Below are 23,223 nucleotides of genomic sequence, written 5' to 3'. Positions count from 1 at the left end.
GACTCGGGACTCGGATTTTCGCAAGTTCGCCGCATTTGCGCTTTTCTGTGGGAGGGGCTTTAGCCCCGACGCGTTGTCGGTAAGGCGTTGGGGCTAAAGCCCCTCCCACAGAAAAGCGATTGCGCCGAAGACCAAAAAAAAGGGCCGCTTTTTAAAAAAGCGGCCTTTTTTGCGTCAAATCGCTTGACAGCGATTTACCCCAGGACATCATTTTGCCGTCCCGAGTCCCGAGCTTCAACAACAACGAAACCCGCTCTTGCCGCCATACCGCGCTTCCTGGCGCTCGCGGAAGAAGGTCTTGTAGTCCATCGGCTGGCGGTCGGGGTGCTTCTCCAGCACGTGGCGCACGTAGTTGTCGTAGTCGGGGATGCCGCAGCACAGCCGCGCGGTCTGCACCAGGCGCCGCCACAGTCGGCGGTGCGCCTGGTACTGGCCGACCGGGACCAGGTCGTTGCTCATCACAGGTCCGCCATCTGGTGCGGCTGCAGCGCCACATAAGGCGTTTCCTTGTCGCTGCGCTGCGGGTTGCGGCGCGCGGCGAGGATGGTCTTGACCGCGTAGATCAGGACCGAGAGCACCACGAACAGGAACAGCGCGGTCAGCCCGGTGTTGACGTAGGCGTTGGTGACGATCTGCTGCATCTGCGCCACCGTCTTGGCCGGGGCGGTGATGGTGCCGCTGGCGATCGCGTCCTGGAACTTGTGCGCCTGCGCCAGGAAGCCCTGCGCCGGGTTCGGGTCGAAGATCTTGATCAGCCCGGCGTAGGTGGTGCAGATCAGCAGCCACAGCGCCGGCACGATGGTGACCCAGGCGTAGCGGTCGCGCTTGAGCTTGAACAGCACCACCGTGCCCAGCATCAGCGCGATGCCGGCGAGCATCTGGTTGGAGATGCCGAACAGCGGCCACAGCGTGCGGATGCCGCCGTACGGGTCCTTGACCCCGGTGTACAGCAGGTAGCCCCACAGCGCCACGCAGCCGGCGGTGGCGATGATGTTGGCGCTCCACGACTCGGTCCTCTTCAGCGCCGGGACGAAATTGCCGAGCAGGTCCTGCAGCATGAAGCGCCCGGCGCGGGTGCCGGCGTCGACCGCGGTGAGGATGAACAGCGCTTCGAACAGGATCGCGAAGTGGTACCAGAACGCCATCATGTCCTCGCCCGGCAGCAACTGGTGCAGGATCTGCGCGATGCCCACCGCCAGGGTCGGGGCGCCGCCGGCGCGGGCCAGGATGGTGGTCTCGCCGATGTCGCGCGCGGTGGCCTCGAGCACCTCGGGGGTGATCGCGAAGCCCCACTCGCTGACCTTCGCCGCGACCGCGACGACGTCGCTGCCGACCATCGAAGCCGGCGCGTTCATCGCGAAGTACACGCCCGGTTCGATGATCGAGGCGGCGACCAGCGCCATCACCGCGACGAACGATTCCATCAGCATGCCGCCGTAGCCGATGTAGCGCATGTGGCCTTCGTTGGCGAGCAGCTTGGGCGTGGTGCCGGAGGCGATCAGCGCATGGAAGCCGGACACCGCGCCGCAGGCGATGGTGATGAACAGGAACGGGAAGATGCCGCCGGTCCACACCGGGCCCATGCCGTTGTGCGCGTACTGGGTCAGCGCCGGCATCTTCAGGTCGGGCATGACCACCAGGATGCCGATGGCCAGGGCGATGATGGTGCCGATCTTGAGGAAGGTGGACAGGTAGTCGCGCGGCGCCAGCAGCAGCCACACCGGCAGCACCGAGGCGACGAAGCCGTAGCCGATCAGCATCCAGGTGATCTGCACGTCGGTGAAGGTGAAGGCCGGCCCCCACGTCGGGTCGGCGGCGACCTTGCCGCCGAACCAGATCGCGGCCAGCAGCAGGATCAGCCCGACGATCGAGATCTCGCCGATCTTGCCGGGACGGATGTAGCGCATGTACACGCCCATCAGGATCGCGATCGGCATCGTCGCGATCACCGTGAACATGCCCCACGGGCTTTCCGCCAGCGCCTTGACCACCACCATCGCCAGCACCGCCAGGATGATGATCATGATCAGGAACGCGCCGAACAGGGCGATGGTGCCGGGCACCTGGCCCATCTCCTCGCGCACCAGGTCGCCGAGCGAGCGGCCGTTGCGGCGGCTGGACAGGAACAGCACCACGAAGTCCTGCACCGCGCCGGCGAACACCACGCCGACCACCAGCCACAGCAGGCCGGGCAGGTAGCCCATCTGCGCGGCGAGTACCGGCCCGACCAGCGGCCCGGCGCCGGCGATGGCGGCGAAGTGGTGGCCGAACAGCACGTGCTTGTTGGTCGGCACGTAGTCCAGGCCGTCGTTGTTGAGCACCGCCGGGGTGGCGCGGGTGGGGTCGAGCTGCATCACCTTGGTGGCGATGAACAGGCTGTAGAAGCGATAGGCGATCAGGTAGATCGAGACCGCGGCGACCACGATCCACAGCGCGTTGATGTGTTCGCCGCGGCGCAGGGCGATGGTGCCCAGGCAGAACGCCGCCAGCACCGCGAGCGCGGCCCAGGCCAGTTTGGAAAACCCTTTCATGCAGATCGCTCCCCGACGAGATTCCGGCAAGGGTCGCCCCGATGGCCTGGGGGGTCAATCCCGGGACACGTCGTGGCCCTAGTACTTTGGTCGTAGGCCGCGGTGGTGGGCGATGGCGCTGGACCGGCGTGTGCCGCATCGGCGCAGGTCTTGGCGATGACCACGTGCAGGCTGTGTCGCGTCGTGGTGGCCCGTGATCGGCAGCGGGCGCGAGGCATCGGGTGGAAGAGCAGGGCGTGGAATCGCCGGCCTGGCTGCAGTCGGGACTGAAGTCCCTCCCACAACGGCTTGTAGGGCCGGCGCCAGGGCAGCAGTGCTGGACCGGCGTGCGCTGCCATCGGCGCGGGTCCTGGCGATGGCGATGATGCAGGCTGCGCGCGTCGAGGTGGCCCGTGACCGGCATCAGGCGCGAGGCATCGGGTGGAAGAGCAGGGCGTGGAATCGCCGGCCTGGCTGCAGTCGGGACTGAAGTCCCTCCCACAACAGCTTGTAGGGCCGGCGGCAGGGCAGCAGTGCTGGACCGGCGTGCGCTGCCATCGACCCAGGTCCTGACGATGACGGTGGTGCAGGCCGCGGCGCGTTGAGGTGGCCCGCGATCGGCATCAGGCCCGAGGCATCGGGTGGAAGAGCAGGGCATGGAACCGCCGGGCTGGCTGCAGTCGGGACTGAAGTCCCTCCCACAGGATCTCCTACGGCCGGCACCAGCGCAGCGCCGGCACGCCAGGCGGCCGAGGGCCGCTTGGCGAGTCCGCGATGGAACGATGGGTTGCGCCGGTCGCGATTGGCCGTCGCCGTGTGCACGCCCATATCGGGTGCTTCATCAGGAGATTGCCGCAATGACCGACACCACCACCGCCGCGCCTGCGCGCATCGTGCGCACGATCCGTGGCCGCGCCACCGCCGACGGCGACGGGGTCAGGCTGACCCGGGTCATCGGCGGCGCCGAACTGCCCGAGCTGGATCCGTTCCTGCTGCTGGACGAATTCGGCACCGACCGCGCCGAGGACTACATCGGCGGCTTCCCCAGCCATCCGCACCGCGGTTTCGAGACCGTCACCTACATGCTCGACGGGCGCATGCGGCACAAGGACAACCACGGCAACGAGGGCCTGCTGACCCCGGGCAGCGTGCAGTGGATGACCGCCGGCCGCGGCCTGGTGCATTCGGAGATGCCGGAACAGGAGTCCGGGCGCATGCGCGGCTTCCAGCTGTGGGTGAACCTGCCGGCGCGCGACAAGATGACCGCGCCGCGCTACCAGGAGTTCGCGCCCGAGCGCATTCCGCTGGCGCAGCCGGCGTCGGGGGTGACGGTCAAGGTGATCGCCGGCCAGGTCGGCGACGTGCACGGGCCGATCGCGCAGCCGGCTACCGATCCGCTGTATCTGGACATCGCGCTCGACGCCGACGCGCGCTGGGACTTCCTGCTGCCGGACGGGCACAACGCGTTCGCGTATGCCTACGAGGGCGCGGCGGCGGTGGGCGAGGGCGAAGCCATGCGCGCACTGCCGGCGCAGACCCTGGCCGTGCTCGGCGGCGGCGACCTGCTGCAGCTGCAGGCGGGCAACGCCGGCGCGCGGCTGATCCTGGTCGCCGGGCGGCCGCTGCGCGAGCCGGTGGCGCGGCACGGGCCGTTCGTGATGAACACGCGCGAAGAGCTGATGCAGGCGTTCGTGGATTTCCAGGAAGGGCGGTTCTAGCGGCTTGTTGTGGATCGACGCCATGAAACTCTGTAGGAGCGGCTTCAGCCGCGACCGGGCTTTACCGGTAATGCCCGGTCGCGGCTGAAGCCGCTCCTACAGGGGGCTGCGAGGACAGTCAGCGATCCAGCGCCAGCCGGGTCGGACTCATGTCCAGGCCCTGCACCAGCGACTGCAGCGATTGCAGCTCCTGCACGTCGCCGGCGTCGATCCAGACCTGCGCGTAGTGGTCCTTGCCCAGCTCGACCACGGTGACGCGGCGCGAGGCCAGGCCGGGGGCGTCGACGCCGCCCAGGTCGGGCCGGTACCAGTGCATGCTCTCGCCGGCGATGCTGCCTTTCTCTTCGCGCAGGTTGCGCGCCAGCGGGATGTTCGGGTCGCGCGCGGTCAGCATCATGCCCAGCACCTGGCGGCCGTCGGCGGCCACCGCCCGGCACACGATGAAGCCCTTGTCGCTGCGCTCGTTCCACTGCAGCTTCGCCTGCGGCGGCAGTTGCGGGCAGTTCTGCGCCTGCTGCGCCATGGCGGCGGCCGCAGGCAGCACGGCGGCCAGAACCAAGGGGCCGGTAAGCCAGTTTGCAAGCTTCATTCGCGATGTCCCCATGCGCCGTCGCAGTGCGACGGTCTCGATCTTTTCAGCGCACGCCCACGCAGGCCGGCACGCCACGTCACCCTCGTTGCATTGCGGGATCGGTGCAGTGCATACCCCTACGCAGTGCGTGTCCCGGTGTGTGCGGCTGCAATTGCCCCGGCCGCTGTCCGAACCATAGCCCAGCTGGCGGCACTTGACAATTGGCGTGCCGATCCGGCTGCCGCGATCCGCAAGCCTCGCTCCGAGGTGCGAACGCCGCGATCGCGCCGCGGACGCGATTCCCCGGGTCGGTCGGCAGCAGGCAGCGTGCCGGGATGCGATGTCGGGCCGCGTCCACGCCGGCATTGCGGCGTGGACGCGGTGCGGTGTTCAGCGCCTGCCAAGCACGCGGTAGAGCGCGCCGCCGATCACGCCGCCGAGCAGCGGGGCGACCCAGAACAGCCAGAGCTGGCCGATCGCGCCGCTGCCGGCGAATAGCGCCACGCCGGTCGAACGGGCCGGATTGACCGACGTGTTGGTCACCGGGATGCTGATCAGGTGGATCAGGGTCAGCGCCAGGCCGATCGCGATCGGGGCGAATCCGGCCGGCGCGTTCTGGTGGGTCGCGCCCATGATGACCAGCAGGAACACTGCGGTGAGCACCACTTCGCACAGCAGAGCGGCAACCAGCGAATAGCCCCCGGGCGACAACGCGCCGTATCCATTGCTGGCGAATGCGCCGGCCTGGCCCGGATCGATCGCGAAGCCGGGCGCGCCCTGGGCGATCTGCAGCAAGACGAATCCGGCCACGATCGCGCCGGCCACCTGCGCCACTACGTAGGGCAGCACGTCGGCCATGGGGAAGCGTCCGCCGGCGCACAGGCCGAGGCTGACCGCCGGGTTGAAATGGCCGCCGGAAATATGGCCGAACGCGTACGCCCCGGTCAGCACGGTCAGGCCGAACGCCAGCGCGACCCCGAGCAGGCCGATACCCAGCGGGTTGCCGTCGCCGCCGAACTTGGCGGCGAGCACCGCGCTGCCGCAGCCGCCGAGTACCAGCCAGAACGTACCGAGAAATTCCGCCGTCAGGCGTTTGGTCATTGACATAACAAGCTCCGTGTCATGAAAGGCGCCGCCCCGTGTGGGCGGTTCCGCCATTGAATAGTGCGGACGGTCTCAGTTCAACGTTTGTGTCGTCATCATGCACGGCCACGGCCACGGCCACGGTCGCCGCTGCGGACGCGGCGGCGGCCGGGCGTGCCGGCAGCCCTTACTTGCCAGGCTCGGGCAGCGGAATGAATTCCTGGTCGTCGCCGGGGATCAGGCCGAAGCGGCCTTCTTGCCAGTCGCGCTTGGCCTGCTCGATGCGCTCGGTGGAGCTGGAGACGAAGTTCCACCACAGGTGGCGCGGGCCGTCCAGCGGCTCGCCGCCCATCAGCATCGCCTTCAGCGGGGTCTTGGCGCGCAGCCGGCCGCGCGCGCCGGGTTCGGGCAACACCAGGTAGCGCGCGGGGATGTCCACGCCGTCCAGTTGCGCCTCGCCCTCCAGCACGTACAGCGAGCGCTGCACGTGGCCGGTGTCCAGGTCGATCTCCGCGTCCGCGTCCAGGTCCAGCGCCACGTTCAGCGTGTCGGCGAACACCTTGACCGGCGATTCCTCGCCGTAGGCGCGGCCGGCGATCACCCGCAGCCACACCCCGTCGCGGCGCTGCTGCGGCAGGCTGGCGGCGGCGTGGTGGTAGAACGCCGGCGCGGTTTCCTCGGCCGACTTCGGCAGCGCCACCCAGGTCTGCATGCCGTGCAGCGGGTGCGGCTGCGCGCGCAGCGGCGACGGCGTGCGTTCGGAATGGGCGATGCCGCGCCCGGCGGTCATCCAGTTGACGTCGCCGGCGCGGATCACCTGGTCCGAGCCGAGCGTGTCGCGGTGGCCGATCTCGCCGGACCACAGGAAGGTCACCGTGGCCAGGCCGATATGCGGATGCGGGCGCACGTCGACGCCGTGGCCGGGTTCGAAGATCGCCGGGCCCATGTGGTCGATGAACACGAACGGGCCGACGCTGCGCGCCTGCAGGCTGGGCACCGCGCGGCGCACTTGGAAACCGCCGATGTCGTGGACGCGGGGGGCGATCAGGGTGGGCATGGCGGGCACTCGCGGCGAACGGGGATGCAAGCTTCGCACGCCGCCGCGGCAGGGCGCCCGGGCGCTGGCAAAACGCAACGTTCCGCCGTGCGCCGGGGCAACGCGGCCTGCGCACGTCGCGCCGGGGCTACAGCAGCCCGGGCTGGGTCGGGATCGCGACCTCGCCGCGGCGCGAGGCCAGGCGGTCGGCCAGGCGGGTCGGCTCCGGCAGGCGGTAGCCGCGCAGGTAGCGCTGGGTCCAGTCCAGCGCGCTGTCCACCACCACGCGGTGGCCGGGCGAGACGATCAACGGATTGCAGCGCGGCTTGCTGCGCAGCGCCCAGCCGACGGTGTCGCCGCGATGCACGATCGGGCTGTGGTCGCCGGCCTGCGGCCCGGGTTCGTCGTAGCGCCCGGCCAGCAGCTTCTTCGCCACGCCGATGCTGGGCAGGCCGGTGACCACGCCGAAGTGCGCGGCGATGCCGAGCCGGCGCGGATGGGCGATGCCCTGGCCGTCGACGAACACCAGGTCCGGGCGCTGCCGCAGCAGCGCCAGCGCGGCCAGCAGCGCCGGCAGTTCGCGGAAGCTCAGCAGGCCCGGCACGTAGGGCATCGAGGTCGGCACGCGGGCGATCTCCGCTTGCTGCGGCTGCAGGGTGTCGGCGTCGATCAGCACCGCGGCGGCGCGGGTGATGCGGCCTTCGTCCTCGAAGCCGACGTCGAACCCGGCCAGCCAGCGCGGCGGGTCCGGCACCTCGTCGTGCAAGCGCACTTGCTTGGCCAGCGTGGCCTGCAGCGCCCGCGCCTGCACGACGCTGCCGTCCCAGTCGCCGAAGACCGTGTGCGAAGAAGTGTCCATGTGGCGATGATCGCGCGGTGATCGTGGCTGTGGCGTGCAGGGCTGCGCCGTCGCTCGGGTATGGCTCGGGTAATTGCAGATGGCGAAGCGTTGTGGGAGCGACTTCAGTCGCGACGGGCATTCCCGGTAACGCCTGTCGCGACTGAAGTCGCTCCCACAAGTGACATCGATCCGGATCGAAACGCTTGGGTGGATCCGCGCTGCGGCCGCCACGGCACCGCTTACGGCGATCCCGCTACAATCCAGGGCCGCACGACCCTTGCATCCCCCAACGGAGACCGTCGCAGTGACCCGCAAACTCGTACTGTTGCGCCATGGCCAGAGCCAGTGGAACCTGGATAACCGCTTCACCGGCTGGGTGGACGTGGAACTCACCGAACAAGGCCGCCAGGAAGCCGTGGCCGCCGGCCGCCTGATGCGCGAGGAGGGGCTGCAGTTCGACGTGGCGCACACCTCGGTGCTCAAGCGCGCCATCCACACCCTGCAGGGCGCGCTGAAGGAACTGGACCAGGACTGGCTGCCGGTGCACAAGAGCTGGCGCCTCAACGAGCGCCACTACGGCGGCCTGCAGGGCCTGGACAAGGCCGAGACCGCGGCCAAGCACGGCGAGGAGCAGGTCAAGATCTGGCGCCGTTCCTACGACATCCCGCCGCCGCCGATGGACGCCGAGGACCCGGGCCACCCGCTGCACGACCGCCGCTACGCCACGCTCGACCGCAACGCGCTGCCGGCCACCGAGTCGCTGGCGACCACGCTCGAGCGCGTGCTGCCGTACTGGCACGACGCGATCGCGCCGCAGCTGAAGGCCGGGCAGACCGTGCTGGTCACCGCGCACGGCAACTCGCTGCGCGCGCTGTACAAGTATTTGAACGGCGTGTCGCGCGAAGAAATCCTGGAGCTCAACATCCCCACCGGCATCCCGCTGCTGTTCGAGCTGGACGATGCGTTGCTGGTGCAGTCCTACCGCTATCTCGGCGATCCGGAAGCGGCGAAGAAGGCGGCAGAGGCCGTCGCCAACCAGGGCAAGGCCAAGTAACGCGCGCACGGTGCGCGCCGCATCAAGGAGGATGGGATGTTCGCGTTCAGTGTCTGGCACTTGGTGATTCTGTTGGTGGTGCTGGCGCTGCCGGTGCTGGTCTTGGCGGTGGTGTGGTTGGCCATGCGCGCGGACCGGCGTGCACGAATGTCCCAGCGCGCCGCTGCGCCGCCACCGCTGCCGCCCGCGGCATCGGTGGAAGCGCGGCTGCGCGCGCTCGAGGCGTTGCGCGCGCAAGGCCTGATCGATCAGGCGGAATACGCACACCGGCGCGAGCAGATCCTGGCCAAGCTGTGAGCGCGCAGCGCAGCGGCGACCAACCTCAGTCGCCGCGCTCGTCCACCCATACCCGCATCTCGCCTTCGCCGCGGTTGGCCCAGGCGAAGTAGGGCACGAAGGTCAGGGTCTGCGCCTGCCGCGATGCCGGCGGCGCGTCGTAGCGGTACAGCGGCAAGGCGTCGGCCTGGGCGTCGTCGTGGCCGTGCAGGCGTTCGCCCTCGGCCTGCAGCAGCACCTGGCCGGCCAGCGTGCCGCTGCCGGGTTCGGTGCGGATCGCCGCACCGGCGGGCAGGCGCAGCTGATGCAGCTGCGCGCCGTTGTCGGCCTGCTCCAGGCAGTACACCAGCGGCCCGCGTTGCAGCGCGACCTTGCCGGCCAGATGGCGCACGCGCGGATGCCCGCTGACCCGCATCACCGGCATCGGCAAGTCCAGTTGCAGGGTGTCGCCGCGCTGCCAGCGCCGGCGCAGCACGCAGTAGCCGTGCTGCAGGTGCGCGTCGATTGCGACCGCTTCGCCGTTGAGCCGCAGCTGCGGCGCGCGGCACCAGTCCGGCAGGCGCAGCGCCAGCGCGGCGTCGATCGGCGCCTCGCAATCCACGCTCAGTTCGACCCGCTCCTGCCACGGATAGTCGCCGCGCTGGCGCAGGGTCAGCGTCTGCCCGTCCACGTCGAAGGCGGCATCGCTGCCGACGTACAGGTTCACGTACAGCGTGTCGTCGCGGCGGGTGTAGATGTAGTGGCCGAGCGAGGTCAGCACGCGGGCGATGTTCGGTGGGCAGCAGGCGCAGCCGAACCAGCGCTGGCGCACCGGCTTGACGTGGTCGAAGCCGTGGTTGCCGTGTACGGTGGGCGGATGCACTTCCAGCGGATTGACGTAGAAGAAGTGGCGCCCGTCCAGCGCCATGCCGGCCAGCACCGTGTTGTACAGCGCGCGCTCCATCACGTCTGCGTAGCGGCTGTCCGGCGCCAGCTGCAGCATGCGGTTGGCGAACATCATCAGCCCGATCGAGGCGCAGCTCTCATTGTAGGCGGTGTCGTTGGGCAGGTCGTAGTCGACGCTGAACGCCTCGCCGTAGCTCTGCGCGCCGATCGCGCCGGTGAGGTACAGCTGCCGCTGGGTGGTGTTCTCCCACAGCCGCTCGCAGGTCGCGCGCAGCTGCGCATCGCCGCTGTGCCGCGCCAGATGCGCCACGCCGGCGTACAGGTAGACGAAGCGCACCGCATGGCCGACCGCGGTGGTCTGCAGCGCGACCGGTACGTGCGCCTGGCTGTAGGCCTTGTCCTCGATCATCCACGCCGGCCCGTGGCCGCCCCAGAAAAAGCTGCGGCCGCGCTTTTCGTATTCCTCGTCGTAGTAGTGCGGGGTGCGGCCGCGCTGTTCGACGAAGTAGCGGGTCAGCGCCAGATAGCGCGGCTCGCCGGTGGCTTCGTACAGGCGCATCAACGCCAGTTCGATCTCCGGATGCCCGGGATAGCCGTGCAATTGCTCCGGGCCGGGGCCGAACGTGGCATCGATGTGGTCGGCGAGCCGGCACACGATGTCCAGCAAAGCGCGCTTGCCGGTGGCCTGGTGGTAGGCGACGCCGGCCTCGATCATGTGCCCGGCGCAATACAGCTCGTGGCATTCGGCAAGATTGGTCCAGCGCTGCTCCGGCGCCTTCACCGTGAAATAGGTATTGAGGTAGCCGTCGGCCTGTTGCGCGGCGCCGATCAGCTCGATGGTGGCGTCGGCATCGCGCTCCAGCGCCGGATCGGGGTGCTGCGCGAGCAGGTAGGCCACCGCTTCCAGCCACTTGGCCACGTCGCTGTCCTGGAACACCATGCCGTAGAACGCGCCGTCGCTGCGGCCGGCGGCGATGCGGAAGTTCTCGATCGCGTGGCTGGGTTCGGCATCGGCGACGTTGTCGTTGAGCGCGTCCCACTGGTAGGGCAGCACCACCTCCTGCACCAGGCGCTGGTAGCGCTGCCAGAACGGGTCGGCGATGCGCAGGCGGTCGAGCGGGAGTTCGGGCGGCGGGGCGAGCGAAAGCGGCATGGAGGCGATGATCCTGGGGAGGGAGAGAGGGAGAGGGAAGGGCGTCAGTGCACCGGGCGCGCGGCCAGGTCGGCGGCGACCTCGGCCAGCAGCGGCCGGCGCAGGCGGCAGCGGTAGATCACCGCGGCCAGCAGCAGGTGGATGGCCGCGGGAATCAGCGTTTCCAGCAGGGTGATCGCCTGCAGCGAGGCGGCGGTCTGGTGTTCGGCGCCGGCGCGGTAGCCCACGCGCACGAACAGGTAGCTGATCACCACCGCGCTCGACGCCCAGGCCAGCTTGATGCAGAACAGGTTGAAGGCGAAATTGATGCCGGAAGAGCGCACCCGGTTCTTCCAGGCGCCGTAGTCGTCGGCGAAGGCCATGATCGAGAAGTGCAGCGGCAGCGCGAAGCCCAGCACCAGGCAGTTGACGAAGATCAGCCCCAGCCACAGCGTCTGCTGCGCCGGGCCGGTGGGCATCCACCACTGCAGCACGCCCAGCACCGCCAGCGCCAGGTTGGTGTGCAGGTACAGCGCCAGCGGATCGAAGCGGCGGCACAGCGCATTGACCACGATCGCGCCCAGCACCGTGGCCAGCGCCACCATCGCGAAGAACAGCGAGGCGTAGCCGGGGCTGCCGCCGAGCACGTAGGTGATGAAGTACAGGTAGCCGCCGCCGCGGATGTTGAACACGTTGATCAGCAGGAACGACATCAGCAGCACCAGCCGCATCTGGTCGTTGCGCAGCAGCCCGCGCAGGTGCTGGCCGATGCCCGCCTCGCCGAGCAGGCTGACCGGCACGCGCTCGCGCACGGCGAAGAAGCAGCACAGGAACATCGCCACCGCCAGCACGCTGAGCAGGCCCACGCCGAGCTGGTAGCCGCGTGCGACGTCGCCGTCGCCAAGCACCCGCACCAGCCACGGCAGGCCGACCGAGACCAGGAAGCCGGCGATGCCGCACAGCACGAAGCGCCACGACTGCGCCGACACCACTTCGCGATGGTCGCCGGTCATGCTGTTGATCAGCGCGCAATACGGCACGTTGATCGCGGTGTAGCACAGCGACAGCAGGAAATAGCTGGCGAAGGCATAGGCGACCTTGGCCGCGTAGCCCAGTTGCGGGGTGCTGAAGGTCAGCACGCAGGCGATGCCGATCGGCAGCGCGATCCACAGCTGCCAGCCGCGGAAGCGGCCCCAGCGGCTGCGGGTACGGTCGGCGAGCACGCCCATCAACGGGTCGGATACCGCATCGGCGATGCGCAGCACGGTGAACAGGGTGCCGACCAGCGCCGGGGTCAGCCCGAACACGTCGGTGTAGAAGAACGTGAGGAAGTTGGCGATCAGGCAGGTGACGATGGTGCCGCCGGCATCGCCCAGGCCATAGCCGAACTTTTCCAGGCGCGAGAGTTTGTGCGCGGCGGCCTGTTCGGCGCCTGCGGCAACGGGACCAACGGCGGTCGCATTCAACGGAACGGTTCCTTGCGGGGCGCGGAGTGCGGCGCCCGGCAAACGTCGCATGCCGCCGGCAACGGAACAAGAGCCTGTGCAGTATAAAAACGGTACGATTCCGACCTGCGCGATGCTGTGGCCGCGGACGGTCGCAGCGTGCGTTATTTGCTGCAATGCAGCGTGAGGCGCGACAGGGGAGACGTTTCCGACATGCTCGAACTCGCAGTCGCCTATCCGATCCGGGTCCAGAACGGCGGCCTGTTCATTTCCCGCGGGCTCGGCGCGCATCCGACGCGGGTGATCCAGTCCTACGAACTGATCTTCGTCGAACGCGGCACCTTGTCGATCCGCGAGCAGGACAGCGACTTCCATATCGGCCCCGGCGAGACCCTGCTGCTGTGGCCGGGCCGCGAGCATGCCGGCCTGGGCCGCTTCGCCGACGACCTGCGCTTCTACTGGGTGCATTTCGAACTGGCGGCGGATGTGGCGGCGGCCGCCGCCGCATCCGCCGAGGCGACCCTGCTGTCGATGCCGCAACGCACCGCGATCCGCGATCCGGAGCGCTTCGTCGGCCTGTTCCGCTGGTTCCTCGGCGAGCAGGAGGAGCGGCGCACGCTGCCGATGCTGGAGCCGATCGTGCTGTCGATGCTGCAATGCGTGGCCGGCGCCTGGCCCGACCCGCACGACTCCGACCGCGCCGGCGTGGCGCTGGCGTACCGCGCCAAACAACTGATCGGCACCCAGTTCCACACCGCGCTCAACGCCTCCACGCTGGCCGCGCAGCTGCACTGCAATCCGGACTACCTGGGGCGCATCTACCGCCGTGCGTTCGGCACCACGCTGACCGAGGCGATCCATCGCCAGCGCATCGCCTTCGCCGAGAAGCTGCTGCTGGTGAACACCTGCGGCGTCGACGAGGTGGCGCAGCGCGCCGGCTTCAGCGACGGCGGCTACTTCCGCCGCATCTTCCGCCAGCGCCTGGGCATGACCCCGACCGCCTACCGGCGGCTGTACTGCAAGGAGCACATCAATTCGGGCTGAGCGCGCGAACGCTCGCTGCCGCCGAACCGCACGGCCCTCTACACACCGCATTGCCTACACTGCGCCGACTTCCCGGGGACATGCGCGAATGAAGAAGAAGGTATTGAAGCGGAGCGGCATCGCCCTGGCCGGGCTGGTCCTGGCCTCGCTGGCGGCGTTGTACTTCTACGGCCGCTTCGCCGACCGCGTTCGCGGCCCGGCCAGCCATGCGCTGCCGGCAAGCGTGGTGCACACCCCGATCGACCGCGTGGTGGCGCCGCTGACCGCGGCCCATGCCGGGCAAAGCGGCATGGTGATCCTGTCCGACAACGTCGAGGCGTTCGCGGTGCGCGCGGTGGCCGCGCGCGCGGCCGGGCGCAGCCTGGACCTGCAGTACTACATCTGGCATCCGGACTTCACCGGCAACCTGCTCTACAACGAACTGCTGCGCGCCGCCGACCGCGGCGTGCGCGTGCGCCTGCTGCTGGACGACATGAACGTGCACGGCAGCAATTCGGTGCTGGCCGCGCTGGACAGCCACCCGCTGATCGAGGTGCGCCTGTTCAACCCGACCCGCGCCCGCGAAGGCACGCTGATGCGCGGGGTGGAACTGGTGCTGCGCTTCTTCAGCGTCAACCGGCGCATGCACAACAAGGCCTGGATCGCCGACGGGCGCATGGCGGTGGTCGGCGGGCGCAACGTCGGCGACGAATACTTCGATGCCTCGCGCGACACCAACTTCATGGACACCGATGTCGCCGTGGTCGGGCCGGCGGTGGCGCAGGCCACGCAGATCTTCGACGCCTACTGGAACAGCCGCACCGCGGTGCCGCTCGGCGCGCTGGTCCAGGCCGAGCCGGACGCGCTGCCCAGGCTGCGCGCCAGCATCGATGCCGGCCTGGGCTCGGCGCGGGCGCACCCCTACGCGCAACGCCTGCGCCGTTCGCCCAGCGTGCGCAACCTGCTCGAGGGCGAGCGCCCGATCCATTGGAGCGCCGAGGCCAGGATCGTTTCCGACCCGCCGGAGAAGGCCGAAGGCGCGCCGCCGCGCGCGGACTGGATGACGCCGCTGCTGGTCGGCGAGATGGCCCGCGCGCAGCGCGAGCTGGCGCTGATCTCGCCGTACTTCGTACCGGGCGACGACGGCATGCGCTGGATCGGCCAGCTGCGCCAGCGCGGGGTCGCGGTCGGCGTGCTGACCAATTCGCTGGCGGCCAACGACGTGGTCGCCGTACATGGCGGCTATGCCGGCTACCGGGTGCCATTGCTGCGCCAGGGCGTGGCCCTGTTCGAGCTCAAGCCCGAGGGCGATCCGGGCGGCAGCCTGTTCGGCTCCAGCGGCGCCAGCCTGCACACCAAGGCCTTCGTGGTCGATGGCGACGAAGGGTTCATCGGCTCGTTCAATCTCGACCCGCGCTCGATGAACCTCAATACCGAGATGGGTCTGCTGTTCCGCGATCGCGCCGCGGCGGCCGAACTGGAGCGGCTGTACCGGGCCAAGGTGTCGGCGCCGGTGAGCTACCGGCTGGCGCTGCAGCAGGATGGTGCGCTGCGCTGGCACGACGACGCGGCGCAGCCGCCGCGCAGCTGGGAGCGCGAGCCGGAAGCGGGCCTCTGGCGCCGCGCCGCGGCGCGGGTGATCGGCTGGTTGCCGGTGGAGTCGCAGTTGTAGCGGCACGGAACGTAGCGAAATTGTAGGAGCGGCTTTAGCCGCGACAGGCGCCGATAGCATCTGTCGCGGCTGATGGCCCGAGGCCACCCAGAGCCGCTCCTACAAATGCAGAATCCGGCGAGCGCGTTAGGTGAGCTGCTGCACGATCTCGCGCGCCATCCCGCTCAGCGGCAGGATCTTCTCCGCGCCGCCGCGCTTGATCGCTTCCTTGGGCATGCCGAACACGATGCTGCTCTGTTCGTCCTGGGCCACGGTGCGCGCGCCGGCCTGGCGCATTTCCAGCAGGCCGACCGCGCCGTCGTCGCCCATGCCGGTCATGATGATGCCCAGCGCGTTGGCGCCGGCGGCGCGCGCGGCGGAACGGAACAGCACGTCCACCGACGGCCGGTGCCGGTTGACCGGCGGCCCGTCCACGACCTCGACGAAATACTGCGCGCCGCTGCGGCGCAGCAGCATGTGCTTGCCGCCGGGCGCGATCAGCGCGCGGCCGGGCACCACGCGGTCGTTGTTGGCCGCTTCCTTCACCGCGATCTGGCACAGCCCGTCCAGGCGCGCGGCGAATGCGGCGGTGAACTTCTCCGGCATGTGCTGGACGATGACGATGCCGGGGCTGACCCGCGGCAGCGCGGTCAGCACTTCCTCCAGCGCCTGGGTGCCGCCGGTGGAGGTGCCGATCGCGATCACCCGTTCGGTGGTCTGCGCCAGCGCGCGGCCGCCCTGCGCCGGCAGGATCACGTCGGCGTTGTGCTTGATCTCCGGTTCCACCGGCGGCGCGGCGCTGCGTGCGGCCAGGCGCTTGACGTTGGCGCGCGCGGCGGTGCGCACCGTGGCCACCAGTTCCTCGGCCGAGTCGGTGAGGAACTGCTTCAGGCCCAGCTTGGGCTTGGTCACCACCGCCACCGCGCCGGCGGCCAGCGCGTCCATGGTCACCCGCGCGCCCTTCTCGGTGAGCGTGGAGCAGATCACCACCGGGGTGGGGCGTTCGCTCATGATCTTGCGCAGGAAGGTGATGCCGTCCATCTTCGGCATCTCCACGTCCAGCACGATCACGTCCGGCCATTGCTGGCGCATCTTGTCCATCGCCAGCAGCGGGTCGGCGGCCGAGGCGATCACCTCGATGCCGGGCGCTTCGTTGAGCACCGCCACCAGCACCTGCCGTACCACCGCCGAATCGTCGACCACCATGGCCTTGATCGTCGTCGTCATCGGTCGTTCCTTTGGGAGGCCGCAGTGGCGCTCATGGTTTGCGATACACCGACGGCGCCACCTGCACGACTTCGTTGTTGATGTCGTTGAGGCTTTCCGAGTGGCCGATGCAGAAGATGCCGCCGCGCTTGAGCGTGGACAGCACCCGCGCGACCACTTCGCGCTTGGTCTGGCCGTTGAAGTAGATCATCACGTTGCGCAGGAAGATCACGTCGAACTGGCCGAGGTTGGGCAGCGACGCATTGAGGTTGGCGTGCAGGAAGCGCACGTTGTCGCGCAGCTTGCGGTCGATCAGCAGGCTGCCCTCGTATTCGCCGCGGCCCTTCAGACAGTAGCGCTTGAGCAGCGCCGGCGGCATGTGCTCGATGCGCTGCAGCGGATAGTGGCCGGTGCGCGCCTTTTCCAGCACGCGGGTGCTGATGTCGGTGCCGACCACTTCGTAGGCGCGTCCCTGCAGCGCGTCGTCGAGCACCATCGCCATGCTGTAGGCCTCCTCGCCGCTGGAACTGGCCGCGCTCCAGCTGCGGAACGGCGCGCTGCCCTTGTGCTCGCCGGCCAGCCGGCGCAGCAGGTCGAAGTGCTTGGGCTCGCGGAAGAAATAGGTCTCGTTGGTGGTCAGCAGGTCGATCGCGGTCTGCACCTCGGCGCTGCCTTCGCGGCTTTCCAGCAGTTTCAGATACTGGGTGTAGGTCTGCAGCGAGTGCGCCTTCAGGCGCTTGCCCAGGCGCCCGCACAGCATCGCCTTCTTGGCCGGGGAGATGGTGATGCCGGCGGCGTCGAAGATGAAGCGCTGGAATCTGCCGAATTCCTGCTCGGTGATGGTGGCGGTACTGGTCATGATGGTCCGCGTGTCAGTGATGCGGCGCTTGCGCCGAAGTGGGTCCGTGTTCGCGCAGCCGCGCCTGGTGCTCGAGCAGCCAGGTGTTCAGCGCGCCGCCGCCCATCGGCCGCGCCAGCAGGTAGCCCTGGCCGAGGTCGCAGCCAAGTTCCTGCAGCAGTTGCCAGTCCTCGACCGTTTCGATGCCTTCGGCGACGGTGCTCAGGCCCAGCCGCTGGGCCATGCCCAACGCCGATTCCAGCACGGTGCGCAGATTGCGGCTGCGGTGCGCGTCGTGCACGAAGATGCGGTCGATCTTCAGTTCGGTGAAGGGGATGCGGGTCAGCTGCTGCAATGAGGAAAAGCCGGTGCCGTAGTCGTCCAGCGACAGGCCGAAACCCTGCAGCCGCAGCCGCGCCAGCATGCCCAGCGCGCTGGCCTCGACCAGCGAGCTTTCGGTGATCTCCAGGATCACGTCGGCCGGCACCAGACCGTGCCGATGCAGTTGGCTGTGCAGTTCGTCGAGCAATCCCGGGTCCTGCAGCAGGCAGGGCGACAGGTTGATCGCCAGGGTCAGGCGGAAGCCGGATTGCTTCCAGGTCGCCAGCCGCGCCATCGCCTGGTCGGCGACGCTGGCGGTCAGCGTATGGATCAGGCCTTCGCGTTCGGCCAGGGCGATGAAGCGGTCCGGCGCGATCTGCCCGTTGAGCGGATGCCGCCAGCGCGCCAGCGCTTCCACGCCGCTGACCTGGCCGCTGCGCATGTCCACCTTGGGCTGGTACGCCACTTCGATGTCGCTGCGGCGCAGCGCCTCGCGCAGCATCGCCGCGTCGGTGGCGCCGTCCAGGTTGGCGTCGTTGCGCGCTGCCGGCGCCGGCGGCGGATTGGCCTGCAGGGCGGTGCCGAGCTCGGCGGCGCGCAGCGGCTTCTCCAGCCCCGCCAGCACCTGCAGGCCGTTGGCGCGGCCGACCTGCAGCACCGAATCGATCAGCGCCGCGCCGCGTTGCGAGGCGACCACGATCGGCACGCGCACGTTGCAGCGGGCCAGCGCGTCGAGCAGCTGCACGCCGTCCATGCCGGGCATTTCCAGGTCCACGATCAGCAGTCCCGGCGCCGGTCCCTGGATCACCCGCGCCAGCGCGGCATGGCCGTCGTGCACGCCTTCCACCGCCACCGCGCCCAGCCGCAGGCACAGCGCCAGCGCGTGTTCGCACTGGACCTGGCTGTCGTCGACGACCAGGACGGTCCCGAAGTGGCTGAGCGTGGCGGTTTCGTGAACGAGCGACATGCGGACTCCGTCCGGTGGACAAGGGCTGGACGCGGCGCGATGCGCCACGCCATGCGGTGAACTCAGGCGGCCACGCCCGCCTCGACGTCCGGCGCGATGCCGGCCATGGCGACGAACTCCTGGGTGGACAGCGCGGCATCGGCATCGAGCAGGATCACGAAGCGCTCGCCGACCTTGCCCATGCCGTGGATGAACTCGCGGCGGATGCCGGCGCCGAAGGCCGGGGCCGGGGCGATGTCGGCGGCGGCGATCTCCAGCACTTCGCTGACCGCATCCACCTGCAGCCCCAGCACCTGGCGTTCGTTGCCGTTGGCGACTTCGACGATGACGATGCAGGTGCGCTTGGTGACGTCGCTGGCGGCGCGGCCGAAGCGCTGCTGCAGGTCCACCACCGGCACCACCGCGCCGCGCAGGTTGATGACCCCGCGCAATGCCGGCGGCATCATCGGCACGTCGGTCGGCGTGCGGTACTCGATGATTTCCTTGATGCCGAGGATGCCGACCCCGAACATTTCCTTGCCGAGCAGGAAGGTCAGGAACTGGTCCGGCGCCAGGTCGGTGCCGCCGGACGGCGCGGAGGATGCGTGAGCGGTCATGGCCTGTCCTCAGAAGCTGTCGAAATGGGCTTCGTCCGGCGCATCGCCGGCCAGCGCGAGCTGGCTCTCGGCGAAACGCACGAACGGCTTGCGGGCCGCGGTACGCGCGGGCTGCTGCGGCGGCTTGCGCCCGGTCGCGGCCGCGGCGCGGCGCACCGGCGCCGCGCCGGCGAGCTTGAAGAAGCTCATCAGCTGCTGCAGCTGCTCGGCCTGGCCGCTCATCTCCTCGGCGGTGGCGGCCAGCTCCTCGGAGTTGGATGCGGCCTGCTGGGTGGTCTGGTTGAGCTGGCCGACCGCGGTGTTGATCTGGGCGACGCCGGAGGCCTGTTCCTCGGAGGCGGCGGTGATCTCCTGCACCAGGTCGGAGGTGCGCTTGATCGAGGGCACCATCTCGTCCAACAGCTTGCCGGCGTTCTCGGCGAGCTCGACGCTGGAGCTGGCGACGTCGCCGATCTCCTGCGCGGCGACCTGGCTGCGCTCGGCCAGCTTGCGCACTTCCGCGGCGACGACGGCAAAGCCCTTGCCGTGCTCGCCGGCACGCGCCGCTTCGATCGCCGCGTTGAGCGCGAGCAGGTTGGTCTGGTAGGCGATGTCGTCGATGATGCCGATCTTCTGCGCGATCTGCTTCATCGCCTGCACCGTGGCGCGGACCGATTCGCCGCCGTCCAGCGCCTGGTTGGAGGCCTTGCTGGCCATGCCGTCGGTGACCTTGGCGTTCTCGGTGTTCTGCGCGATCGAGGCGGTCATCTGCTCGATCGAGGCGCTGGTCTCCTCGACCCCGGCCGCCTGCTCGCTGGCCGCCTGGCTCAGCGACTGCGCGGTGGCGCTGACTTCCTCCGACGCGCTGGCCAGCGCTTCGGCGCTGCCGTTGACCTCGCTGACCACCTGCGACAGGCGCGCGATGGTGTCGTTGACGTAGTTCTTCATCTCCGCGTAGGCGCCGTCGTAGGGCTTGTCGATGCTCTGGGTCAGGTCGCCGTCGGACAGCGCGCTCATCACCCGCACCACGTCCTGGATGCTGTTGCCGGTGGTGTCGACCAGGTCGTTCAGACCCTGGCCCATCTCGCGCTGGAAACCGGCCAGGCCGTCCAGGGCGATCCGCTCGGAAAAGTCGCCGCGGTTGGCGGCCAGGACCACGCGGCGCTGGCCGTCGATCACCAGCTTCAACCGCTCGACCATGCTGCGCATCGCATACAGCGCGCTGCCGCCGTCGTTGGCGCCGATCTTCACGTCCAGCGCGAGATCGCCTTGCGCCACCTTGTTGGCGATCTCGGCCACGTAGGCCGGTTCGCCGCCGAGCAGGCGCATCAGCCCGCGCACGATGAACACCGAGATGCCGGCGCCGAGCAGCACGCACGCCGCAATGACCGCGATGATCCAGCTGCGCGCGCTGGCGTACAGCGCATCGCCCTGCGCGCTGGCGGCTTCGCCGCCCTTGACGTTGATCTCGACCAGCTTGTCCAGGATCGCCGAGGAATCGTCGAACAAGGTCTGCTGCCGGCCGTTCATCAGCGCCATCGCTTCGCTGGTCTTGAGCTCGCGCGACAGCTGCAGCACCTGCTTGTGCAGCGCCAGGTATTCGTCGAACTTGCGCGCGAAGTCGTCGTAGTCGGCCTTTTCCTCAGGCGAGGAGATCAGCTTGAGATAGCGGTCGCGATTGCTCGCGTACTCCGCCAGGATCTGCTCCATCGCGTGATCGAGCTTGGCCATTTCCTCCGGACGCTCGCTGACCACGTGCTGCAGTTCGGCCACGCGCAGGTCGGAGGTGTTGGTGTTCATCTGCTGCACGTAGCGGATGCTGGGCATCCAGTTCTCGGCCATGTCGGTCGAGGACTGGTTGACCTGGGCCAGCTTGTCGGTGGCGAACACGCCCATGCCAAGCATCAACAGCAGGACCAGGGCGAAGCCCAGGCCGATTCTCGTACCGATTTTCATGTTGGCGAACACGGGCGTGATCTCTTGAGGATGAAATGCGAGCCGTCCGCGGCGCGGTGGCATTGGGGATGGACTGCAGGCAGTGCGCCGCGATCGTTCAGAAGCTGTCGAAATGCGCTTCGTCCGGCGCCGACACCAGCGCCAGGCCGCTATCGCCATAGGTGAACGAGCGCGAGCGCTGCGCGGCGGACGGCTTTGCGGCCTTGCGCGCCGTCGCCGGCGCGCGTCGCAACACCGGCGCCTGGCTGGTGCGGAAGAAGCTCATCAGCTGCTGCAGCTGCTCGGCCTGGCTGCTCATCTCCTCGGCGGTGGCGGCCAGCTCCTCGGAGTTGGACGCGGCCTGCTGGGTGGTCTGGTTGAGCTGGCCGACCGCGGCGTTGATCTGGCCGACGCCGGAGGTCTGTTCCTCGGAGGCGGCGGTGATCTCCTGCACCAGGTCGGAGGTGCGCCGGATCGACGGCACCATCTGGTCGAGCAGCTTGCCGGCGTTCTCGGCCAGCTCGACGCTGGAGATGGCGACGTCGCCGATCTCCTGCGCGGCGACCTGGCTGCGCTCGGCCAGCTTGCGCACTTCCGCGGCGACCACCGCAAAGCCCTTGCCGTGCTCGCCAGCGCGCGCCGCCTCGATCGCCGCGTTCAGCGCCAGCAGGTTGGTCTGGTAGGCGATGTCGTCGATGATGCCGATCTTCTGCGCGATCTGCTTCATCGCCGCCACGGTGGAGCGCACCGCCTCGCCGCCCTCGCTGGCCTCGCGTGCCGCCTTGGCCGCCATGCCGTCGGTGACCTTGGCGTTCTCGGTGTTCTGCGCGATGGAGGCGCTCATCTGCTCCAGCGCCGCGCTGGTTTCCTCCACGCCCGCGGCCTGCTCGCTGGCGGCATGGCTCAGCGACTGCGCGGTGGCGCTGACTTCCTCCGAGGCGCTGGCCAGCGCCTCGGCATTGACGTTGACCTCGGCGACCACCTGTGCCAGGCGCGCGACGGTGGCATTGATGCTGTCGCACAGCTCCTTCAGCTGGCCCTGGCAGGCGCTGTCGGCGGTGCGGGTCAGGTCGCCGTCCTCGACCGCCTTGAGCACCTCGCGCACTTCGTTGAGCGGGCCGATCAGCGTATCCAGGGTCTGGTTGACGCCATCGACGATGCGGCGGAAGTCGCCGTGATGCAGGCTGGCGTCGGCGCGCACGTCCAGGCGCCCGGCGCCGGCCGCGCTGACCAGCAGGTCGGTGTCGCGGATCAGCGCGCGCAGATTGGTACGCACCTGCTCGACGGTGTCGTTGATGAACGCCTTCTTGCCCGGGAAGCGGTCCAGCGGCGCATCGAAGTTGCCGCGGCCGAACTCGGCGATACAGGCCATGGCCTGCTTCTTGACCGCGATATGCCCGGCGACCATGCGGTTGATGCCGTCGGCCATGCTGCGGAAGTCGCCGTCGAAGCGGGTGCTGTCGATGCTCACGTCGATGTCGCCGGCGTCGTGCTCGGCGGACATGTGGTTCATCTGCGTGATCAGGCCCAGCAGGTTGCGGCGCACCTGCTCGATGGTGTCGTTGATGAAGGCCTTCTTGCCGGGGAAGCTCTCCAGCGGCGCCTGGAAATTGCCGCGGCCGAATTCGGCGATGCAGGCCATGGCCTTTTTCTTGGTCGCGATGTGGGCGCCGACCATATGGTTGATGCCCTCGGCGATGGTGCGGAACTCGCCGTCGAAGCGCTGGCTGTCGATGACCACGTCGATGTCGCCGGCATCGTGCTCGTGCGTCATGCGCTGGATCTCGCTCCCGAGCAGGCGCACGCCGCCCTGCACCTGGCGCAGCGCCAGCAGGATTTCGCAGGCCTGGTCGCTGCGCACCGTGGGCATCACCACGTCGAAATCGCCACGGGCGAAGCGCGCGAGGGCAGCCAGGGCGATCCGCAGCGAGCGCGCGGCGGCGAAGACCGCGTAGCCGAGCACTGCGGCGCCGACCGCCGCCGCGGCGATCGCCAGCGCCAGCACCTGGCCGGGCGGCAGCGCCAGTGCCAAGCCGGTTGCGCTGGCCGCCAACGGCACCAGCACGGCAACGGCGAAGCCAATCCATAGCTTGGAAGAGAGCGAGAGAGAGTTGGACATGCCGGCGTACCTGTGCGTGGTTGAGTGGCGGGCACCA

Annotated in this window: 19 protein-coding genes; 5 read left to right on the top strand and 14 right to left on the bottom strand. The window is 69.1% G+C overall.

What is annotated here, in order from left to right; genetic code table 11:
- Positions 1 to 234: 234 nt before the first annotated feature.
- Both NUG20_RS14560 and NUG20_RS14555 read right to left on the bottom strand, forming a co-directional pair.
- The gene (locus NUG20_RS14560; protein ID WP_064539465.1) at positions 235 to 459 is read right to left on the bottom strand and encodes a YbdD/YjiX family protein; all 225 of its coding nucleotides are present in this window, start codon (positions 457 to 459) and stop codon (positions 235 to 237) included.
- Positions 459 to 2,531 (bottom strand): carbon starvation CstA family protein, encoded by a 2,073-nt coding sequence (locus NUG20_RS14555; protein ID WP_263395170.1) that lies wholly within the window; start codon positions 2,529 to 2,531, stop codon positions 459 to 461. The genes NUG20_RS14560 and NUG20_RS14555 overlap by 1 nt, the downstream gene beginning before the upstream one ends.
- An 836-nt stretch (positions 2,532 to 3,367) precedes the next feature.
- On the opposite strand from NUG20_RS14555, the gene NUG20_RS14550 reads away from it, so the two are divergent.
- Positions 3,368 to 4,228 (top strand): pirin family protein, encoded by an 861-nt coding sequence (locus NUG20_RS14550; RefSeq protein ID WP_263395169.1) that lies wholly within the window; start codon positions 3,368 to 3,370, stop codon positions 4,226 to 4,228.
- A gap of 118 nt (positions 4,229 to 4,346) precedes the next feature.
- Here NUG20_RS14550 and NUG20_RS14545 read toward each other — a convergent pair whose 3' ends face one another.
- The 4 genes from NUG20_RS14545 to nfi form a co-directional block, all read right to left on the bottom strand.
- Positions 4,347 to 4,817, bottom strand: a complete 471-nt coding sequence (locus NUG20_RS14545) for a hypothetical protein (RefSeq protein WP_263395168.1) — start codon at positions 4,815 to 4,817, stop codon at positions 4,347 to 4,349.
- A 372-nt stretch (positions 4,818 to 5,189) separates the two neighbouring features.
- Positions 5,190 to 5,906, bottom strand: coding sequence for an aquaporin Z (aqpZ, locus tag NUG20_RS14540; protein WP_206234888.1), 717 nt, complete (start codon positions 5,904 to 5,906; stop codon positions 5,190 to 5,192).
- Positions 5,907 to 6,069: 163 nt separating this feature from the next.
- A complete protein-coding gene (locus NUG20_RS14535) occupies positions 6,070 to 6,939 on the bottom strand; it encodes a pirin family protein (RefSeq protein WP_263395167.1) in 870 nt (289 codons plus the stop codon).
- A gap of 127 nt (positions 6,940 to 7,066) precedes the next feature.
- On the bottom strand, positions 7,067 to 7,777 hold the full coding sequence (gene nfi, locus NUG20_RS14530) for a deoxyribonuclease V (RefSeq protein ID WP_263395166.1): 711 nt from the start codon (positions 7,775 to 7,777) through the stop codon (positions 7,067 to 7,069).
- 286 nt (positions 7,778 to 8,063) lie between these two features.
- Here nfi and gpmA point away from each other — a divergent pair, with 286 nt between their 5' ends.
- Together gpmA and NUG20_RS14520 are read left to right on the top strand one after the other, a co-directional pair.
- Positions 8,064 to 8,813, top strand: a complete 750-nt coding sequence (gene gpmA / locus NUG20_RS14525; RefSeq protein ID WP_263395165.1) for a 2,3-diphosphoglycerate-dependent phosphoglycerate mutase — start codon at positions 8,064 to 8,066, stop codon at positions 8,811 to 8,813.
- 36 nt (positions 8,814 to 8,849) lie between these two features.
- Positions 8,850 to 9,110, top strand: a complete 261-nt coding sequence (locus NUG20_RS14520; protein WP_263395164.1) for an SHOCT domain-containing protein — start codon at positions 8,850 to 8,852, stop codon at positions 9,108 to 9,110.
- Positions 9,111 to 9,135: 25 nt separating this feature from the next.
- Here the strand turns inward: NUG20_RS14520 and NUG20_RS14515 are convergent, their stop codons facing one another.
- Both NUG20_RS14515 and NUG20_RS14510 read right to left on the bottom strand, forming a co-directional pair.
- Entirely contained in the window at positions 9,136 to 11,127 is a 1,992-nt protein-coding gene (locus tag NUG20_RS14515; protein WP_263395163.1) for a glycoside hydrolase family 127 protein, read from the bottom strand.
- A gap of 44 nt (positions 11,128 to 11,171) precedes the next feature.
- The gene (locus tag NUG20_RS14510) at positions 11,172 to 12,572 is read right to left on the bottom strand and encodes an MFS transporter (protein ID WP_263395162.1); all 1,401 of its coding nucleotides are present in this window, start codon (positions 12,570 to 12,572) and stop codon (positions 11,172 to 11,174) included.
- Positions 12,573 to 12,764: 192 nt separating this feature from the next.
- Here NUG20_RS14510 and NUG20_RS14505 point away from each other — a divergent pair, with 192 nt between their 5' ends.
- Both NUG20_RS14505 and NUG20_RS14500 read left to right on the top strand, forming a co-directional pair.
- Complete coding sequence (locus tag NUG20_RS14505) at positions 12,765 to 13,595, top strand: AraC family transcriptional regulator (RefSeq protein ID WP_263395161.1); 831 nt, start codon at positions 12,765 to 12,767, stop codon at positions 13,593 to 13,595.
- Positions 13,596 to 13,683: 88 nt separating this feature from the next.
- Positions 13,684 to 15,246: a phospholipase D family protein gene (locus NUG20_RS14500; protein WP_263395160.1), complete on the top strand. Its 1,563-nt coding sequence runs from the start codon at positions 13,684 to 13,686 to the stop codon at positions 15,244 to 15,246.
- A 126-nt stretch (positions 15,247 to 15,372) separates the two neighbouring features.
- Here NUG20_RS14500 and NUG20_RS14495 read toward each other — a convergent pair whose 3' ends face one another.
- From NUG20_RS14495 to NUG20_RS14470, 6 genes are all read right to left on the bottom strand, one after another.
- Positions 15,373 to 16,452 (bottom strand): protein-glutamate methylesterase/protein-glutamine glutaminase, encoded by a 1,080-nt coding sequence (locus NUG20_RS14495; RefSeq protein WP_263395159.1) that lies wholly within the window; start codon positions 16,450 to 16,452, stop codon positions 15,373 to 15,375.
- Positions 16,453 to 16,483: 31 nt separating this feature from the next.
- Positions 16,484 to 17,290 carry a CheR family methyltransferase gene (locus NUG20_RS14490; protein WP_263395158.1) on the bottom strand — a complete coding sequence of 269 codons (807 nt, stop codon included), beginning with the start codon at positions 17,288 to 17,290 and terminating at the stop codon, positions 16,484 to 16,486.
- Positions 17,291 to 17,303: 13 nt separating this feature from the next.
- The gene (locus NUG20_RS14485; RefSeq protein WP_263395157.1) at positions 17,304 to 18,557 is read right to left on the bottom strand and encodes an EAL domain-containing response regulator; all 1,254 of its coding nucleotides are present in this window, start codon (positions 18,555 to 18,557) and stop codon (positions 17,304 to 17,306) included.
- A 62-nt stretch (positions 18,558 to 18,619) separates the two neighbouring features.
- A complete protein-coding gene (locus NUG20_RS14480) occupies positions 18,620 to 19,153 on the bottom strand; it encodes a chemotaxis protein CheW (protein WP_263395156.1) in 534 nt (177 codons plus the stop codon).
- A 9-nt stretch (positions 19,154 to 19,162) separates the two neighbouring features.
- Positions 19,163 to 21,088 (bottom strand): HAMP domain-containing methyl-accepting chemotaxis protein, encoded by a 1,926-nt coding sequence (locus NUG20_RS14475; RefSeq protein WP_263395155.1) that lies wholly within the window; start codon positions 21,086 to 21,088, stop codon positions 19,163 to 19,165.
- Between the two features lie 97 nt (positions 21,089 to 21,185).
- Positions 21,186 to 23,186: a methyl-accepting chemotaxis protein gene (locus NUG20_RS14470; protein WP_263395154.1), complete on the bottom strand. Its 2,001-nt coding sequence runs from the start codon at positions 23,184 to 23,186 to the stop codon at positions 21,186 to 21,188.
- Positions 23,187 to 23,223: the final 37 nt, after the last annotated feature.

Origin of the sequence: Xanthomonas sp. CFBP 8443 (assembly GCF_025666195.1) — a bacterium.
Taxonomy (GTDB): Bacteria; Pseudomonadota; Gammaproteobacteria; order Xanthomonadales; family Xanthomonadaceae; genus Xanthomonas_A.
This window is presented reverse-complemented; position numbering and strand designations above follow the sequence as displayed.

What these genes read in the sequence shown, in the direction of transcription:
- NUG20_RS14545 (WP_263395168.1), bottom strand. Translation starts at nt 4,817, where the DNA reads ATGAAGCTTGCAAACTGGCTTACCGGCCCCTTGGTTCTGGCCGCCGTG.
- NUG20_RS14475 (WP_263395155.1), bottom strand. Translation starts at nt 21,088, where the DNA reads ATGAAAATCGGTACGAGAATCGGCCTGGGCTTCGCCCTGGTCCTGCTG.
- NUG20_RS14500 (WP_263395160.1), top strand. Translation starts at nt 13,684, where the DNA reads ATGAAGAAGAAGGTATTGAAGCGGAGCGGCATCGCCCTGGCCGGGCTG.
- NUG20_RS14560 (WP_064539465.1), bottom strand. Translation starts at nt 459, where the DNA reads ATGAGCAACGACCTGGTCCCGGTCGGCCAGTACCAGGCGCACCGCCGA.
- NUG20_RS14550 (WP_263395169.1), top strand. Translation starts at nt 3,368, where the DNA reads ATGACCGACACCACCACCGCCGCGCCTGCGCGCATCGTGCGCACGATC.
- nfi (WP_263395166.1), bottom strand. Translation starts at nt 7,777, where the DNA reads ATGGACACTTCTTCGCACACGGTCTTCGGCGACTGGGACGGCAGCGTC.
- NUG20_RS14495 (WP_263395159.1), bottom strand. Translation starts at nt 16,452, where the DNA reads ATGACGACGACGATCAAGGCCATGGTGGTCGACGATTCGGCGGTGGTA.
- NUG20_RS14535 (WP_263395167.1), bottom strand. Translation starts at nt 6,939, where the DNA reads ATGCCCACCCTGATCGCCCCCCGCGTCCACGACATCGGCGGTTTCCAA.
- NUG20_RS14480 (WP_263395156.1), bottom strand. Translation starts at nt 19,153, where the DNA reads ATGACCGCTCACGCATCCTCCGCGCCGTCCGGCGGCACCGACCTGGCG.
- NUG20_RS14515 (WP_263395163.1), bottom strand. Translation starts at nt 11,127, where the DNA reads ATGCCGCTTTCGCTCGCCCCGCCGCCCGAACTCCCGCTCGACCGCCTG.
- NUG20_RS14520 (WP_263395164.1), top strand. Translation starts at nt 8,850, where the DNA reads ATGTTCGCGTTCAGTGTCTGGCACTTGGTGATTCTGTTGGTGGTGCTG.
- NUG20_RS14490 (WP_263395158.1), bottom strand. Translation starts at nt 17,290, where the DNA reads ATGACCAGTACCGCCACCATCACCGAGCAGGAATTCGGCAGATTCCAG.
- NUG20_RS14470 (WP_263395154.1), bottom strand. Translation starts at nt 23,186, where the DNA reads ATGTCCAACTCTCTCTCGCTCTCTTCCAAGCTATGGATTGGCTTCGCC.
- NUG20_RS14505 (WP_263395161.1), top strand. Translation starts at nt 12,765, where the DNA reads ATGCTCGAACTCGCAGTCGCCTATCCGATCCGGGTCCAGAACGGCGGC.
- NUG20_RS14555 (WP_263395170.1), bottom strand. Translation starts at nt 2,531, where the DNA reads ATGAAAGGGTTTTCCAAACTGGCCTGGGCCGCGCTCGCGGTGCTGGCG.
- NUG20_RS14485 (WP_263395157.1), bottom strand. Translation starts at nt 18,557, where the DNA reads ATGTCGCTCGTTCACGAAACCGCCACGCTCAGCCACTTCGGGACCGTC.
- aqpZ (WP_206234888.1), bottom strand. Translation starts at nt 5,906, where the DNA reads ATGTCAATGACCAAACGCCTGACGGCGGAATTTCTCGGTACGTTCTGG.